Origin of the sequence: Photobacterium lucens (assembly GCF_009873615.1) — a bacterium.
In the GTDB taxonomy this organism is placed as follows: Bacteria; Pseudomonadota; Gammaproteobacteria; order Enterobacterales; family Vibrionaceae; genus Photobacterium; species Photobacterium lucens.
The window spans coordinates 22,880-37,093 of sequence record NZ_SSMG01000439.1 but is presented as its reverse complement, the minus strand read 5'-3'; the positions used below and the strand labels follow the sequence as shown (position 1 = coordinate 37,093).

16 protein-coding genes are annotated in these 14,214 nt (G+C 42.1%); 7 read left to right on the top strand and 9 right to left on the bottom strand.

The window, feature by feature from the left end:
- Window positions 1-31 precede the first annotated feature (31 nt).
- Window positions 32-823 carry a class II glutamine amidotransferase gene (locus E5A76_RS17945; RefSeq protein ID WP_053986475.1) on the top strand — a complete coding sequence of 264 codons (792 nt, stop codon included), beginning with the start codon at window positions 32-34 and terminating at the stop codon, window positions 821-823.
- Between the two features lie 79 nt (window positions 824-902).
- Here the strand turns inward: E5A76_RS17945 and purN are convergent, their stop codons facing one another.
- Both purN and purM read right to left on the bottom strand, forming a co-directional pair.
- Window positions 903-1,544: a phosphoribosylglycinamide formyltransferase gene (gene purN / locus E5A76_RS17940; protein WP_161119751.1), complete on the bottom strand. Its 642-nt coding sequence runs from the start codon at window positions 1,542-1,544 to the stop codon at window positions 903-905.
- A gap of 4 nt (window positions 1,545-1,548) precedes the next feature.
- On the bottom strand, window positions 1,549-2,589 hold the full coding sequence (purM, locus tag E5A76_RS17935) for a phosphoribosylformylglycinamidine cyclo-ligase (RefSeq protein ID WP_008986272.1): 1,041 nt from the start codon (window positions 2,587-2,589) through the stop codon (window positions 1,549-1,551).
- A 193-nt stretch (window positions 2,590-2,782) separates the two neighbouring features.
- On the opposite strand from purM, the gene upp reads away from it, so the two are divergent.
- Window positions 2,783-3,409, top strand: coding sequence for a uracil phosphoribosyltransferase (upp, locus tag E5A76_RS17930; RefSeq protein WP_008986273.1), 627 nt, complete (start codon window positions 2,783-2,785; stop codon window positions 3,407-3,409).
- 121 nt (window positions 3,410-3,530) lie between these two features.
- On the opposite strand, the gene E5A76_RS17925 is transcribed toward upp, so the two are convergent.
- Entirely contained in the window at window positions 3,531-4,784 is a 1,254-nt protein-coding gene (locus tag E5A76_RS17925) for a uracil-xanthine permease family protein (protein WP_107167429.1), read from the bottom strand.
- A gap of 302 nt (window positions 4,785-5,086) precedes the next feature.
- Here E5A76_RS17925 and E5A76_RS17920 point away from each other — a divergent pair, with 302 nt between their 5' ends.
- Entirely contained in the window at window positions 5,087-6,250 is a 1,164-nt protein-coding gene (locus E5A76_RS17920; protein WP_161119750.1) for a DUF2066 domain-containing protein, read from the top strand.
- A gap of 58 nt (window positions 6,251-6,308) precedes the next feature.
- On the opposite strand, the gene E5A76_RS17915 is transcribed toward E5A76_RS17920, so the two are convergent.
- The 4 genes from E5A76_RS17915 to bepA form a co-directional block, all read right to left on the bottom strand.
- Complete coding sequence (locus E5A76_RS17915) at window positions 6,309-6,740, bottom strand: DUF2069 domain-containing protein (protein ID WP_053986480.1); 432 nt, start codon at window positions 6,738-6,740, stop codon at window positions 6,309-6,311.
- A 29-nt stretch (window positions 6,741-6,769) separates the two neighbouring features.
- Entirely contained in the window at window positions 6,770-7,348 is a 579-nt protein-coding gene (wrbA, locus tag E5A76_RS17910) for an NAD(P)H:quinone oxidoreductase (RefSeq protein WP_161119749.1), read from the bottom strand.
- Entirely contained in the window at window positions 7,348-7,698 is a 351-nt protein-coding gene (arsC, locus tag E5A76_RS17905; protein ID WP_161119748.1) for an arsenate reductase (glutaredoxin), read from the bottom strand. Before arsC ends, wrbA begins: the two co-directional genes overlap by 1 nt.
- A gap of 89 nt (window positions 7,699-7,787) precedes the next feature.
- Window positions 7,788-9,248, bottom strand: a complete 1,461-nt coding sequence (gene bepA, locus E5A76_RS17900; protein ID WP_161119747.1) for a beta-barrel assembly-enhancing protease — start codon at window positions 9,246-9,248, stop codon at window positions 7,788-7,790.
- A 165-nt stretch (window positions 9,249-9,413) separates the two neighbouring features.
- Between bepA and E5A76_RS17895 the strand changes: the two genes are divergently transcribed.
- Both E5A76_RS17895 and E5A76_RS17890 read left to right on the top strand, forming a co-directional pair.
- Window positions 9,414-9,653, top strand: coding sequence for a sulfurtransferase TusA family protein (locus E5A76_RS17895; protein ID WP_053986483.1), 240 nt, complete (start codon window positions 9,414-9,416; stop codon window positions 9,651-9,653).
- Complete coding sequence (locus tag E5A76_RS17890; protein ID WP_043129017.1) at window positions 9,647-10,723, top strand: AI-2E family transporter; 1,077 nt, start codon at window positions 9,647-9,649, stop codon at window positions 10,721-10,723. The genes E5A76_RS17895 and E5A76_RS17890 overlap by 7 nt, the downstream gene beginning before the upstream one ends.
- A gap of 65 nt (window positions 10,724-10,788) precedes the next feature.
- Here the strand turns inward: E5A76_RS17890 and bcp are convergent, their stop codons facing one another.
- A complete protein-coding gene (gene bcp, locus E5A76_RS17885; RefSeq protein ID WP_008986282.1) occupies window positions 10,789-11,253 on the bottom strand; it encodes a thioredoxin-dependent thiol peroxidase in 465 nt (154 codons plus the stop codon).
- An 87-nt stretch (window positions 11,254-11,340) separates the two neighbouring features.
- Window positions 11,341-11,880 carry an ACT domain-containing protein gene (locus tag E5A76_RS17880; RefSeq protein WP_161119746.1) on the bottom strand — a complete coding sequence of 180 codons (540 nt, stop codon included), beginning with the start codon at window positions 11,878-11,880 and terminating at the stop codon, window positions 11,341-11,343.
- A 350-nt stretch (window positions 11,881-12,230) separates the two neighbouring features.
- On the opposite strand from E5A76_RS17880, the gene dapA reads away from it, so the two are divergent.
- Window positions 12,231-13,109, top strand: coding sequence for a 4-hydroxy-tetrahydrodipicolinate synthase (gene dapA / locus E5A76_RS17875; RefSeq protein WP_053986486.1), 879 nt, complete (start codon window positions 12,231-12,233; stop codon window positions 13,107-13,109).
- Window positions 13,110-13,140: 31 nt separating this feature from the next.
- On the top strand, window positions 13,141-14,151 hold the full coding sequence (gene bamC / locus E5A76_RS17870; protein WP_161119745.1) for an outer membrane protein assembly factor BamC: 1,011 nt from the start codon (window positions 13,141-13,143) through the stop codon (window positions 14,149-14,151).
- Window positions 14,152-14,214 lie beyond the last annotated feature (63 nt).

Genomic DNA, 14,214 nt, shown 5'->3' with positions numbered 1-14,214 from the left:
GTTAATGAATAACAAAAGGGCATAAAGGAATATGTGTGAATTGCTAGGCATGAGCGCAAATGTGCCAACCGATATTTGTTTTAGTTTTACCGGTTTAATGCAGCGTGGGGGCAATACCGGCCCTCACCGTGATGGTTGGGGTATTACCTTTTATGAAGGTAAAGGCTTTCGTACGTTTAAAGATCCAAACCCAAGCTGTCAATCGCGTATTGCTGAACTTGTCCAAGAGTACCCAATAAAGAGTCGTGCAGTGGTGAGTCATATTCGCCAAGCCAACCGAGGGGCGGTGAATTTAGAAAATACCCACCCATTTACTCGCGAGTTATGGGGAAATTACTGGACTTTTGCGCATAATGGTCAGTTGACGGGATATGAGAGTTTAGAAACAGGCAGGCATCAAGCGGTCGGTGATACTGACAGTGAGATCGCTTTTTGTTGGTTATTGAATCAACTTGAAACGAAATTCCCGGTACTGCCTGATGATTTGAATCCTGTTTTTAGCTATTTTGCAGAGTGTTGTGATCAGTTACGTCAGCTTGGTGTTTACAATATGTTATTAAGTAATGGTGAGTACGTACTTACCTATTGTACTAATAACTTACATTGGATCACTCGTCGCGCGCCGTTTGGTAAAGCATCTCTTATTGATGAAGATGTCACGATTGATTTTCAGCAAGAAACGACACCTAAAGACGTGGTGACAGTGATTGCAACTCAGCCTTTAACCAATGATGAAAATTGGCACAAAATGGCAACAGGAGAGTTTATTGTGTTCCATTGCGGTGAGCCTGTATTTAATCAGCTGGTGGCTGAAGAGAAATAGCTGCGTCATTTTGTAATCGATATGACTGAAATGCGATAAACTGAAAGAGAAAAGGCGATCAGATGATCGCCTTTTGTTTTTATTGGGCTGCGTAACCTTGGGGGGGAAGCGTTTCACCATCTAACACGGCTTTGCCATCAACCATGGTTAAGCGTTTTTCAGCTAACCACTGAGTCACAAGCGGATAAATTGCATGCTCTTGCTTTTGTACCCGAGCCGTTACTTCTTCAACGGTATCATTGGCAAAAATAGGAACTTTTGCTTGCAGAATAACAGGTCCGCCATCGAGCTCTTCTGTAACAAAGTGCACGCTAGTACCATGTTCAGTATCGCCTGCATCTATCGCACGTTGATGGGTATTTAATCCTGGATATTTAGGCAATAAAGAGGGATGAATGTTTAACATTTTCCCTTTAAAGCGACGGACAAAATCACCGCTTAAAATACGCATAAAACCAGCAAGGATCACCACATCTGGGTTGAATTGCTCAATACGTTCAGCCAATGCATCATCGTATTGTTCACGGTTGTCATATTGTTTAGGTGCGATATGTATCGCTTCAATATTGGCAGTACGTGCACGCTCTAACCCGTACGCATTCTCTTTATTTGAGATCACAGCAGTAATTTGACTGTTTTTAATTAAGCCATTGCTGCATGCGTCAATAATCGCTTGAAGATTACTGCCGCTACCTGAAATAAGGACGACGATATTATTCATGGGATTATTTGATCTCAACTTGCTCTTCGTTTTCAGCAGCATTGGCAATTTCACCTAATAGCCATGCGTTTTCGCCTTCAGCATTCAGGATATCAATGGCTTGTTGTGCTTGTGCTTGAGGTAGGGCAATAACTAGACCAACACCACAGTTGAACGTGCGGTACATTTCGTAAGTTTCTACATTACCTGCCGTTTGTAGCCAGTTGAAGATGGCAGGCCATTGCCAGCTATCACCATTAACAACAGCCTTTGTGCCTTTTGGTAGCACGCGTGGGATATTTTCCCAGAAACCACCGCCAGTAATATGAGAAATCGCGTGAACATCACAGCTTTCCATCATTTTTAGCGTCGATTTTACGTAAATCTTAGTTGGTGTTAACAGGTGATCAGAAAGTGTTTTACCTTCTAACTCTTCGTTTAAGTCAGCATTTGAAACTTCAATGATCTTACGGATAAGTGAGTAACCGTTTGAGTGAGGACCACTTGAACCAACAGCGATAAGAGCATCACCAGCTGTTACTTTTGAACCATCAATGATATCGGCTTTTTCAACGACGCCGACACAGAAGCCAGCAACATCGTAATCTTCACCGTGGTACATGCCTGGCATCTCAGCAGTCTCACCACCGATCAATGCACAACCTGATTGAATACAGCCTTCACCAATGCCTGTTACAACACTTGCTGCTGTATCAACATCCAGTTTGCCTGTCGCGTAGTAATCAAGGAAGAACAGAGGCTCTGCACCTTGAACGATAAGATCGTTAACACACATAGCAACAAGATCGATACCGATAGAATCGTGCTTGTTTAAATCCATCGCTAAGCGAAGTTTAGTACCTACGCCATCAGTACCTGATACTAAAACAGGCTCTTTATATTTGGTTGGCAGTGAACAAAGTGCACCAAAACCACCAATTCCCCCCATCACTTCTGGGCGATGCGTACGCTTTACCACCCCTTTAATACGGTCTACTAATGCATTACCAGCATCGATATCAACACCAGCATCTTTGTAACTAAGAGAAGAGTTTTTGTTGCTCACAGATGATCCCTCAACGTATTAAAGTAAAAAAGCAGGGGTATGATAACAGCAGTCACAGCCTAAAGGAAAACGTTTGCGTCATTTTTTTTGACTGGATATTAAGTAAACAGTCAAACGTTTACCACTATCAGCAATCGTTTGGCTTAGTATATAATAATGCGATTTTATTTTTTATTTGCTCGGGAGTCAGAAGATGAAAGTTGTTGAGGTAAAACACCCACTGGTTAAACATAAGATTGGTCTTATGCGCGAAGGTGACATCAGCACTAAGCGTTTCCGTGAGTTAGCAACTGAGGTTGGTAGCCTACTGACATATGAAGCGACTTCAGACTTTGAGACAGAAAAAGTGACCATTGATGGTTGGAACGGTCCAGTTGAGATCGACCAAATCAAAGGTAAAAAAGTGACGGTAGTACCTATTCTTCGTGCTGGTCTTGGCATGATGGACGGCGTACTTGAACATATGCCAAGTGCACGTATCAGTGTTGTTGGTATCTACCGTGATGAAGAAACACTTGAGCCTGTACCATATTTCAACAAGCTAGCATCAAACATCGATGAGCGTATTGCGCTGGTTGTTGATCCGATGTTGGCAACTGGTGGTTCTATGATTGCGACACTAGATCTTTTAAAAGAGCACGGTTGTACGCAATTTAAAGTTCTAGTATTAGTGGCAGCACCTGAAGGTATTGCTGCACTAGAAAAAGCACACCCAGATGTTGAACTATACACAGCAGCTATCGATGAGAAGCTAAATGACAAAGGCTACATCGTTCCGGGTCTTGGTGATGCCGGTGATAAGATCTTCGGTACTAAGTAATTAGTAAACAAGATTTAAATAAAAACCGGACGTGATGTCCGGTTTTTTTATTGCTGTTTTTCGTGTTTATTAACGAAAAGAGTAAGCGAGAGCTAAGCTACTCTCGCTATGGTGGCATTCATTATAGATGCTCTGTATCTTCAATTTGCGCATTATCAACGATATGATTTTCACCTAAATCTTGTGGCAAGATTAGGTTCAGAACAATCGCAACAATACCGCATAAGCTCACACCTTGCAGGCTGAACTCACCAATACCAAATGCCATCCCACCAATACCAAATACTAGCGTTACTGCAACAATCACAAGGTTACGGGCTTTGTGTAAATCGACTTGGTTTTTGATCAGCGTATTTAGACCAACGGTTGCAATAGAGCCAAATAGCAAGATCATGATCCCGCCCATTACAGGTACAGGGATGGTTTGTAGCATTGCGCCTAATTTACCAACGAACGCTAACACTAATGCCGTAATTGCCGCCCATGTCATGATCACAGGGTTAAATGCTTTGGTTAGCATTACCGCACCCGTTACTTCAGAGTAAGTAGTATTAGGCGGTGCACCTACCATAGAGGCTGCAATCGTCGCAATACCGTCACCCGCCATTGTGCGGTGTAGGCCTGGCTTTTTCAGGTAGTCTTTACCTGTTACGTTGGAAATCGCTAGCATGTCACCTACGTGCTCAACTGCAGGTGCAATGGCAACAGGGATCATGAAAAGGACTGCGTTAATATTAAACTCAGGGAAAGTGAAGTTAGGAAGTGCTAACCAACTCGCATTATGAACTGGAGTAAAATCGACGACGCCGAACGCTAAACTTGCTAAGTAGCCTGAAGTGATACCACCTACAATCGGTACTAGCTTTAGCATGCCTTTGGCAAACACACTTAAGCCAATAGTCACGATTAATGAAATGGCTGAAATCCATAGCGCAGTGTCATGTGCGATAAGCTGAACACCACCGTCACCTGTTTTACCTACAGCCATATTTACAGCAGCTGGCGCTAAACCTAAACCGATGACCATGATCACTGGGCCAACAACCACAGGTGGTAGCAGTTTATGAATAAATCCCACACCACGAACTTTGATAATGCCACCCAAAATGACATAAACGATACCCGCCATCATTAGGCCACCCATGGTGCTTGCAACACCCCAAGCTTGGATACCGTACATAATTGGTGCAATAAATGCGAAAGAAGAGGCTAGGAAGATAGGAACAGAACGTTTGGTAACAAGCTGAAAAAGTAGGGTTCCTACACCAGCACCAAAAAGTGCCACATTGGGATCAAGCCCAGTAAGTAACGGAACAAGAACGAGAGCACCAAATGCGACGAATAACATTTGGGCACCTTGTAATACCTGCATCATACTCAAAATCACCTTGTCATAAAAAAATCGCGCAATGCTATCACAAAAAGCAAACGATTACCTAGTGTGTTAAGAGAAAAAAACTGCTAATTATTTAATGACTGATATTTGTGACTAGAGAAGTTTTTTAAAGCATGTGGTTTGTTTCTTGCAGGCTGTATTGTTTTGGTTCAGGAAAAAGTACATATTGTAGGATAAATTGATGGTAAGCCGTGTTTCTATACAAGACGTCAATCGGTTTAGGAGCTCGCTGATGTTCAATTTCTTTTTGCCAACTTACTTTAGTAAATAATGAGTGCTTTATGTTGCGATTTGCGTTGTTGTTTTTAGCGTTACTGGCTTTACCGATTAAAGCTGCGACGGTTAGTAATTTATATCAGGCTCAAGTAGTCATGCCAGCTGATGGACAGAATGCTGATCAAACAGCACGAGAGCAGGGCTTTAAACAAGTGCTGATCAAAGTGACGGGTGATCAAAATATTGCTAAGAATACTGTCGTAGCTCAAGCGTTAAAAAACAGTTCGGGTTATGTTAGCCAGTTTAGTTATGGTCAAGACAATGGTCAGCAGACGCTAAACTTAACCTTTGATAAGGTGCAAATTAAACAATTATTAACGCAAGCAAAAGCTAATTACTGGAGTGAACAGCGTCCTGATATTTTAGTTTGGATGGTTGATGATAACGGTAATAGTCGTGATATTCTGTGGGATCAATCGGCTAATGCTTTAGTGGCTGACACCAAACAAGCTGCGAATGTTCGTGGTGTACCTGTTACTTTCCCTATTGGTGATTTTAATGATGTAACTGCACTGCACGTATCTGACTTATGGGGCAGTTTTGTCGATCCTATTTCAAGTGCGAGTAAGCGCTATAACGCTGGTGGATTGCTATTAGTAAAGGCGATTCAGCAAGGTGATGACAAGGTTGAATTATCATGGCAATTATATACGCAAAAGCCGAGCACAATTGCAACAGACACCCAGCCCATCACAGGTAAAGCCAGCGGTACATTAGCACAAGCAAGCAGCGATATGATGAATCAGGTTGCTAATCATCTGGCGCAAAAATATGCCTTAGCATTGGGGAGTAGTGCTGCAGGTAAAGTGAATATTGAAGTTGATAATGTTAACTCAACAGAAGATTTCTTTACGTTAGAGCGCATGCTTAATCATATGACGACAGTAAGTAGTGCAAATGCTGTAAATATTAAAGGTGACAAAGTCATTTTCCGCATGAACTTGTCAGCATCAACGGCAGAGTTTAAACGTGAATTGAGTCATGATAACCGCATTAGTGCAGATGATTATGCTGTAACTAATAATAATTCAGCGGTAACAACAGTACCTGCAACTGATGTGAGTACTTCATCAAATGCCGTTGATGTTAGTGCAACTCAAGTACAGCCCCCAGTACAACAAAGCGAGAACTATGTAGCGCCAGACAATATTTATACTTGGCATAATTAAATTTCGTTTAGCGTTACAGTAAGAAAGCCCTCAGTGTGAGGGCTTTTTAGTCTTTGAATTATTCTTTTGGTGGCTCAAAACGTTCACGCTCTTCTCGTTCTACTTGCGATAAGCGTTGTAACTTTATTCCTAATTCTTTAGCTCGAAGGCGGGCAAAAAGAATGTTACTGAGAAACGCAACAGAGACGATGATAAACTCAATGGCTGCTAACCAGCGTTCCCCTTCATCAATGGTCAAAATGGTTAATGCATGTAAGAAATAGAACATTAAAATAAAGTTCGACCATGCATGGGTATAAGGTTTCGCTGCTAGCATGCCACGTAAAGGTAATAGCATCGGCAATATCCAAAGCGCAGCCATTACCCAATTATTTAAATGTGGATGAGGAGAGATCACGATCTGCCATAGGGCTACCCATAGCATCAAACTTAAATTGGCACAGAGTGCAAATCGGTGGACAAATAAAGTGCGAGGTTGCATTGGAGGCATCGAATCATCCTTTTCGTAAGCCATTAATATCAGGAGTGATGAAGTAGCGTTGCCGTGTGTGCTAAGCGTCTTCCTAATGCTTGTGCTAACTCAATTTCATCTTTATGCAATTGCTTATTGGTGCCTGTATTGAGGTGCGAAGCACCGTATGGAGTTCCGCCATGCTGCGTGGTATGCAGGGTTGGCTCTGAATACGGAATCCCCACGATTAACATGCCATGATGTAACAAGGGCAAAAGCATCGATTGCAACGTGGTTTCTTGACCACCATGCATAGACGAAGATGAAGTAAACACACAAGCAGGTTTATCTATCAATGTGCCTGATAACCATTGTTGGCTGGTGCTATCGATAAAGTGTTTCAGTGGTGCGGCCATATTACCGAAACGTACAGGGCTTCCCATCGCTAGCCCAATACACTCTTTTAGATCTTGATGAGAGACCAAAGGATCCGTGTAAGGTTGCTGATGATCATTTGGATTAATATCAGCAACCGTTCTTAGTACCGCTTCACAGCCAGAGATTTGTTCAATACCACGACCAATATGACGGGCTAATTGGCGAGTGTTCCCGTGTTTGCTGTAATAAAGGACTAAGATTTTCTGCATTATAGAATATCCAATACTTGCACTGGTGGACGACCTAATGCAGCTTTATCACCATTGACGACAATAGGGCGTTCGATCAGTTTTGGATGGCTTGCCATTGCTGTGAATAATGCGCTGTCAGTAACATCATCGTTACCTAAGCCTAACTCTTTATATTCCGCTTCTTTCGTTCGCATCATTTTACGCACAGACTCTAAACCGAGTTGACGGTACAGCGTTTCTAACTCTGCCACACTAGGTGTTTGTTCAAGGTATTTTACAACCGTTGGAGTAATGCCTTTTTCTTCTAATAGCGCTAACGTTTCACGGCTTTTTGAACAACGAGGGTTGTGATAAATAGTAACTGACATGACATCTCCTAATTCTATGCGTGATTTGTTTTTTTACTTAATTGTTATGTAGTTATTGTAATCGTATTAAATACGCTGGCTACTAAAATTTATTTCTGTAGTGCTTTAAATCGTTGACGCTCAAAGCGTAGTTGATCAATACGGGCATCGTAACGAGCTTGATCCATTGAGCCTAGCTTTGCCATTTGCGCAGCTTGAGTATAGTTATTAATGGCTTTATCCCATTGAGCACGAAGCGCCAGTAGTTCGCCTAATGCTGCAAGCTCTGCACTACGATTACCGAGCTTGGCATAGTTCTTCGCCAGTAATGTCCAGCCATTGGTATCTTTGGGGTGATCGTAAGCATAACGGTTTAGAATTTGGATACTTTGCTGATATTTTCCTGATTCTAAATAGGCGTTAGCTAAATTTAAGCGCAGTACATTACTGTTTGGATTGCCTTTTAGTGCTGTTGTTAAACGTGAAATTGCACGGTCATATTGCTTTTGGTACAGATCAAGATCAGTTGCCGCATCAATAAAGAACAGGTTATTGGGTTCACTTGCCAATAATGGGTCTAATAATTGATGTGCTTGTTTGTATTTACCATTATCAAGATAGACCAGCGCTTTGCCGTAATTGAGTTCATTACGACGATTTGGCGCGGCTTTTTTCAGTTCTCTATTTAACCAGTTTAGTGACGATGCCTCACTAAAGTTAGCATTACGTGCCACGATACGGGAACGCGCTAATAAGTAACGCTCAGAAGGTGGCAGTATCACTGTTGGGTAGTTACGAGCACGCATACGACTATCGGTGAGACGGGACTCTGGCAGTGGGTGAGTGAGTAACATTGCTGGTAGTTTAGAGGTATAGCGATATTGATCGGCTAAGCGACCAAAAAAGCGCGGCATTGCATGTGCATCAAAGCCTGCTTTTGCCAATGTTTTGATCCCAATGCGATCTGCTTCTTTTTCATTACTACGAGTAAAATTGATTTGCCCTTGCATACCAGCAGCTGTCGTTGCGTGCATTGCCGCTAATCCCGCTTCTGGTGCAGCAACGGTTAATAATAATGAACCAATTAATGCCGCCATAGTGATCGGAGAGTTTCTAGCGTCGGCTTCCATTTTTCGCGCTAAGTGGCGTTGGGTAACGTGAGCGATTTCGTGGGCTATGACAGAGGCGAGCTCACTTTCGGTTTTGGCATGCAAAAACAGTCCTGAGTGGATAGCGACATAACCACCAAAGAAAGCAAACGCATTAATTTCTGGGTTTTGAATTAAAAAGAAATTAAAAGGTGTACGCACATCATCTGCACTGGCAACCAGTTTATGACCGAGTGATTGAACATAGTCAGACAATAGCGGATCGTTAATCACCGGCTGGCTGGCACTTAATATCCGCATATAAGCGTCGCCATATTCCAGCTCTTTATCAATAGTTAACGTCGAGGCGGCAGTCGTCCCCATTTCAGGTAAGCGATTAGCATCACTAGCAATAGCTGGAAGACTGCTACTAAGTAGAGCAGAAAGCAAAAGATAGGTTGGTGCTTTGGTAAATCGAAACATGGGAAAGATACTACCACCTTGTAAGTTATCTTTAATATCTAAAGAGTTAGGACAACGAATGACTCCATAGGTTCGTTATTGTGAATCATGTCCTTTATCTATCTCGCATCTTGGTTGTGCTTGAGGTTACAATACGGCAATAGAAAATCTCTGTCACTCAAAGCAATGGAAATTTTATCGCTTGATTTAACGACACAACGCTGCCCATTGGCACTGTTGCTAGCAAAACGTGCGTGCGCAAAACTTCTTTCTGAACAACAGCTTGAACTGCGTATTTCTGACAGCGGTGCAAGAAGCGATATTCCTCGTTTCTTGCTTAACCATGGATACATTATTGACACTGTAGTTAACGATAATACTCAGCTTGTCATGTTAGTGAAAAAAGGACACGTCTCTACATGTTGAACATGTTAAATCGCTGGTATCAGCGTCGATTCTCAGATCCCCATGCCGTCAGCTTAGTCGCCATTTTGCTCGGTGGTTTTCTTACGATTTACTTCTTTGGTAGCTTAATTACGCCACTACTAGTCGCAATTGTATTGGCGTATTTATTAGAGTGGCCTGTTGCAAGGTTAACCAAACTAGGGCTGCCGAGAACCTTCTCTGTGATGCTAGTTTTACTGCTCTTTGCTGGATTAATGAGTTTAGCATTGTTTGGTTTAGTGCCGACTATTTGGCATCAGGTGGTGAATTTAACGGCAGACGTGCCGAAGATGTTTAATGACTTACAAGTGTATGTATCAAGCCTGCCTGAGCGTTATCCTGATTTTGTCCAGCCTGCGCAAGTTGTCGATTTGATGAATAACTTACGTGAAAAAGTACTGGGAATGGGGGAAAGCGTTGTAAAAGGCTCACTGGCATCATTAGTTAGCCTTGCGACATTAGGTGTGTATTTGATTCTGGTGCCATTGCTGATCTTTTTCTTATTAAAAGATAAAGATGAAATGATGCAGACCTTACTAAAAGTGCTACCTAAAAACCGTCGTCTAGCGAGTAAAGTCGGCAGTGAAATGAATGAGCAGATCTCGAATTATATTCGCGGTAAAGTCATTGAAATCTTAATTGTTGGCATCGCGAGTTATGTTACTTTTGCGGTGATGGACTTACGTTATGCCGTGTTACTTGGCGTGCTGGTTGGTCTATCTGTCTTGATCCCTTATATCGGTGCGGCAGCTGTAACTGTGCCTGTTGCGATGGTGGGGTTATTTCAATGGGGATGGACGCCGGATTTCTGGTGGCTACTGTTAGCTTACGGCATTATTCAAGCATTGGATGGCAATGTATTAGTGCCGATTTTATTTTCTGAAGCGGTGAATTTACACCCAGTTGCGATTATTGTCGCAGTCTTAGTATTTGGCGGTTTGTGGGGATTCTGGGGCGTATTCTTCGCAATCCCATTAGCCACATTAGTCAAAGCTGTATGGGGCGCATTGCTTTCTGCTGAAGATGAACTTGATGATGTAGAGCAAGTATAACCTATGAAAAAGGCCGCAAGATGCGGCCTTTTCTATATCTATCAATGAGCATGTTTAAGTGATGCTTATTGATTTAAATAATCTAATACCACTTGATGGTGATCTTTGGTTTTGAACTTGTTAAAGACATGTTCAATGGTGCCATTTTCATCAATTAAGAAGCTGATACGGTGTAAACCGTCATATTCGCGCCCCATGAACTTCTTTAAGCCCCACACCCCAAATTGTTCTGCAACGGCATGATCTTCATCAGATAATAGGGTGAAGTTAAGGTTATCACGCTCAATAAATTTAGGTAAGCGTTTTACTGGATCAATACTGATACCAAGTACAACCACATTTTTCTCATCAAGTTCAGCTTTGCTGTCACGTAGACCACATGCTTGAACTGTACAGCCTGGCGTCATGGCTTTCGGATAGAAATAAGCCAATACTTTCTTACCTTTAAAATCACTTAGGCTAACAGGCTCGTTATCTTGATTCATTAAAGTAAATGCCGGTGCTGGTGTGCCAGCTGTGAGCGTATTCATAAGAAATATCCTTTTAGTTATTGTGATTCAATACACCAAGGTGTCTGAATAAATTAAGGCTGACAATGAAGTTTATGTACGTTTTAGTTAGCTTTTATGACCAATAAAATTCACTGAACCAGAAGCTGCAACTGATTGGCACAAGGTTTCAAATTCTTCTTGTAGCGTCATTAAATTACAGTTTTCCGGCAAGTTAGTGTTTATTTGAAGCACTAGCTGGTTCATTACGCCTTCAGATTGACTCTCAAGTGTATTTGCACTTAATGCTGAAATATCAATATGACGACTTGCCATGAAATGAGTAAATTGCTTGATCAGACCCGGGCTGTCATTTGCTTCAACATGGAAATCTGCCGTATAGGGGAAGAAGCGCTGCTTATGCTTGTTTGTACGTTTCATTACCGTGATCAGATCGTGCTCTTGGCCTTTTAGCGGTAACGTTGATTCAATACGAGAAATCGCATTGTTGTTACCCGATAGCAGCATGATCAGGGTAAACTCAGAACCAAAAAGGGCAATACGGCTATCGATAATATTACAGCCACATTGAGTGACGAGATGGGTGATCTCATCAGAGATACCTGGGCGATCAGTACCTACAGCAGTTATGACAAGGTAATGTTCCATGTTGGTCTTCAGTGTTAAAGAATTATCTAAGCATGTTAGCACAGAGTCATGCTGAAACGATTGCAAATTTCGTTAGAAAAAAGCGAAGACTTCGCGCAGTTTTTGGTGGCTTTTTGAACAAAAAAGTACCTATATTATTCTGTTGTTCAAGATTTAACTTTCAAAGTCGAAAATTGTGACGAAAGCAGACGATAAAGCTCGTTAGTTCACTGTTTTCACTCAGCCTTTGCTTGAGTTTATAGTCACTCAAAAGTACCATGACAAAGTTATACCCTAACCGCTTTAGCATAGATCCCCACAAGGTGATGGTGAGAGAGCCGTTTGGATATATAAGAAGAGGGGAGATGGACATGTTTACAGGAAGCATGGTTGCGCTATTAACGCCACTAGACGCTACAGGCGAAGTAGATTATGTCGGCCTGCAAAAGCTGGTGGACTACCATATTGATGCAGGCACTGATGCGATTATTGCCGTAGGTACTACGGGTGAATCAGCAACATTGACGGTTGATGAGCATATTAAAGTGGTGCTAAAAACACTGGAATATGTTGATGGACGCGTGCCAGTTATCGCAGGTACGGGTGCTAATGCCACACATGAAGCCATCACAATTACTAAGCTTTTCTCTGGTACGGGTGTTGCGGCATGTTTAAGTGTGACGCCTTACTATAATAAACCGACTCAAGAAGGTTTATACCAACATTATAAAGCGATTGCTGAAGCAACAGATATTCCGCAAATTCTTTACAATGTACCGGGACGAACTGCGGTAGACTTATTACCTGAAACTGTTGCGCGTTTAGCGAAGATTGAAAATATCATCGGTATTAAAGATGCAACAGCAGATTTATCTCGTGTGAAAAAAACACGGGAACTTTGTGGTGAAGATTTCATCCAATTAAGCGGTGATGATGCTACAGCTGTAGATTTTGTCGCTGAAGGTGGTCACGGTGTTATCTCTGTTACAGCAAACATTGCAGCAGCAGACATGGCAACAATGTTTAAACTTGCATTAAGTGGCCAAATCGACGCTGCACAAGAAATTAATCAGCGTTTAATGCCGTTACATAACAACTTATTTGTTGAAGCTAACCCAATTCCTGTGAAGTGGGCTGCGCATCAACTAGGTTTAATTGAAAACGGTGATTTACGACTTCCGCTAACTGTTTTAAGCGAGTCACAGCAACCGATTGTTAAGCAGGCTCTTTTGGATGCCGGTGTGCTTTAAGTTGCACAAGCGTAGGAGCGCAGGAGCATAAATGAATTATAAATATCGGCTAGCATTAGCTGCATTCATGGTAACGAGTTTGTCAGCCTGTTCTAGCGGGTCAGAAGCTCGCCGTCAGGCAAATCAGGATTTTAACTATCTTGAAACTCAACCTTTAGAATCATGGACTTTGCCAGCAGGGGCCGCCCCTTTTAGTAGTGCAGCTTACGCTATACCTAGCCAGAATTTTAAAGGCGAAGTTGGCGCTAGCGTTGATATTCGACCACCACAGCAGGTTTTAAATCTCATTCCTGGTATGCGCTCAAGCGTGGATCAAGATGGTGTGACTGTACAATTGCCTCGTAGCTCTGATCTTTCTAAGTTATGGCAAGTGACTCAGAGCTTGATCAGTAAAAACAATATTGGCATTGCTAAACAAAGTGCTGATCAAATTGATACTGATTGGGTGAGTTGGACTAACAAAGATGAAGATAGCGAGATTGGTAGTCGCTACAGCATTGAAAAGTCACCATCAACCAATAGCTACCGTATTATCTTAACGGATTGGCGTGAAGACGGTAAAACAATGCCAGTAACGGCTGATAATAAGCGTCGTTACAGCATTTTGATGACTAACCTAGTCATGTCTAAGTACGATGAAGATGTTCGTGAACAAGCACGTTTAGCCGCGGCTCAACAGCTTAAGCATGTTCCAATTTCATTAGGCGTGGATCGCAGTGGTTTACCAGTGCTGATTGCACGTGCATCTTACGATGACATGTGGGAGCGTCTACCAACCGTATTATCAAAGCTTGGCTTTACGGTTGAAGATCGTAACCGTTCACAAGGTTTAATTGATGTTAAGTACCGTGAACCAGATGATGAATTCTGGCAAGAGTTAGGTACTAAACCAATGAAACTGACGGATGATAAATACCGTATTCTAGTTGGTGATTTAGGTAACCGTACTTCTATCAATATTACAGATAGTGAAGGTAAGCCTGTTACTGATGATATTTTGGAATCAGCAGCACCTGCATTTGCAGCTGGCTTTCAAAAGTAAGCATTAGCTTGATAAAAAAAACCGCTTTGTTTAAAGCGGTTTTTTTATACCTGTATTTTAGGT

What these genes read in the sequence shown, in the direction of transcription:
- arsC (WP_161119748.1), bottom strand. Translation starts at nt 7,698, where the DNA reads ATGTCAGTTACTATTTATCACAACCCTCGTTGTTCAAAAAGCCGTGAA.
- purN (WP_161119751.1), bottom strand. Translation starts at nt 1,544, where the DNA reads ATGAATAATATCGTCGTCCTTATTTCAGGTAGCGGCAGTAATCTTCAA.
- E5A76_RS17895 (WP_053986483.1), top strand. Translation starts at nt 9,414, where the DNA reads ATGGAAATTTTATCGCTTGATTTAACGACACAACGCTGCCCATTGGCA.
- E5A76_RS17920 (WP_161119750.1), top strand. Translation starts at nt 5,087, where the DNA reads ATGTTGCGATTTGCGTTGTTGTTTTTAGCGTTACTGGCTTTACCGATT.
- bamC (WP_161119745.1), top strand. Translation starts at nt 13,141, where the DNA reads ATGAATTATAAATATCGGCTAGCATTAGCTGCATTCATGGTAACGAGT.
- bepA (WP_161119747.1), bottom strand. Translation starts at nt 9,248, where the DNA reads ATGTTTCGATTTACCAAAGCACCAACCTATCTTTTGCTTTCTGCTCTA.
- bcp (WP_008986282.1), bottom strand. Translation starts at nt 11,253, where the DNA reads ATGAATACGCTCACAGCTGGCACACCAGCACCGGCATTTACTTTAATG.
- E5A76_RS17880 (WP_161119746.1), bottom strand. Translation starts at nt 11,880, where the DNA reads ATGGAACATTACCTTGTCATAACTGCTGTAGGTACTGATCGCCCAGGT.
- dapA (WP_053986486.1), top strand. Translation starts at nt 12,231, where the DNA reads ATGTTTACAGGAAGCATGGTTGCGCTATTAACGCCACTAGACGCTACA.
- upp (WP_008986273.1), top strand. Translation starts at nt 2,783, where the DNA reads ATGAAAGTTGTTGAGGTAAAACACCCACTGGTTAAACATAAGATTGGT.
- E5A76_RS17945 (WP_053986475.1), top strand. Translation starts at nt 32, where the DNA reads ATGTGTGAATTGCTAGGCATGAGCGCAAATGTGCCAACCGATATTTGT.
- E5A76_RS17890 (WP_043129017.1), top strand. Translation starts at nt 9,647, where the DNA reads ATGTTGAACATGTTAAATCGCTGGTATCAGCGTCGATTCTCAGATCCC.
- E5A76_RS17915 (WP_053986480.1), bottom strand. Translation starts at nt 6,740, where the DNA reads ATGCCTCCAATGCAACCTCGCACTTTATTTGTCCACCGATTTGCACTC.
- wrbA (WP_161119749.1), bottom strand. Translation starts at nt 7,348, where the DNA reads ATGCAGAAAATCTTAGTCCTTTATTACAGCAAACACGGGAACACTCGC.
- E5A76_RS17925 (WP_107167429.1), bottom strand. Translation starts at nt 4,784, where the DNA reads ATGATGCAGGTATTACAAGGTGCCCAAATGTTATTCGTCGCATTTGGT.